This is a genomic window from Winogradskyella sp. ECml5-4 (genome assembly GCF_036903175.1).
Lineage (GTDB): Bacteria > Bacteroidota > Bacteroidia > Flavobacteriales > Flavobacteriaceae > Winogradskyella > Winogradskyella damuponensis.
Window position 1 is genome coordinate 1 of sequence record NZ_JAYJLF010000063.1, and the last position, 1,108, is coordinate 1,108.

2 protein-coding genes are annotated in these 1,108 nt (G+C 28.6%); both read left to right on the forward strand.

Going from position 1 to position 1,108, the window contains the following annotated elements; translation table 11 throughout:
• Window positions 1–466: hypothetical protein (locus tag VDP25_RS17615; RefSeq protein WP_334471952.1), on the forward strand; the 466-nt coding region annotated here is incomplete at its 5' end.
• Window positions 466–966, forward strand: coding sequence for a hypothetical protein (locus tag VDP25_RS17620; RefSeq protein ID WP_334471954.1), 501 nt, complete (start codon window positions 466–468; stop codon window positions 964–966). The genes VDP25_RS17615 and VDP25_RS17620, both read left to right, overlap by 1 nt.
• Window positions 967–1,108 lie beyond the last annotated feature (142 nt).

Here is a 1,108-nt window from a genome sequence, read left to right on the forward strand (position 1 = left end):
CGTTGTAACCAATTTGAGAAAAACCGAGTTCACATATAATCCAGCAGTTATTTTTGAACCTGATTTCAGTTCTGATACACTGAAATTCAACGGAATAGAAATCGGACAAAATATGACTGAATTACCAAACGAACTGATTTCTGAATTTTATGATAAAGAAGATAAAAATCAAAATACGGAAATTAAGAATGGTTGGATTTTAACGAATAACGGAATTCAATACGTGCTGAAAAATGGAATTGTAGAAATGATTCGTGTTAAAGAAAATGGAATTACAAAGCTGAACGAATTTGACAAAAGTTACGTGGAAAAACTGATTGGAAAACCGAACAAAATAAGTGACGATTCGATAACTTGGGTTTGGGGTAAAGTTGTTTATGCAAAAGTCCATCATTATAAAAAAAGAAAAACAAAAATTCACTTCTCTACCGAAAACGGTAAAGTATGTGAATTAGAAATTGAATAATGAAAAGAGGATTAAATATTTTACACTTTCGCCTATATCTAATTGAGAGAAAAATTCATTTTCTCTTTAACAAAATAAATCCTGCTCTTTTGTTATACAAAATTCCTGCTGTTAAAAGAAGAATGAAAACGAAGTATGGAATAGAAAACACAAAGGAATATTTGGATGACTTTTGGACTAATCAAAAAAATGGTTTTAGTTTACATCTTATAGGTGGCTGGCTTGTAGGTTTAATTTTTATAATACTTATCAGTTTAACTATTATTACACTGAAAATCTCTGAATTTGAATTTAATTTACCTAAATACGTTTTCTTTGCGTTTGGTATAATTTCTTATGTAATTTGCTATTTCGCTACATTTAAAAATGACACATATTTAAAATATTTTAAAGAATTTAACACTTGGTCGATAACCAAAAAAAGGATTAACGTTATAATAAGTGTCGGTTTTATATTAATTGTTATCGCTTTATTTTTTTCAAGTTTATTGTATTTTTAAAAATACAAACTGGTTACAACAATGTGTATAATTCATTGCTAGTTAGAGCTTACTTACGAAAGTCCTCGCGGACTTTCTATCTGTGATTTATTTGCTAACTTTAGTGCTTAAACACGCAACGAAATCATACACTAGACCGTTA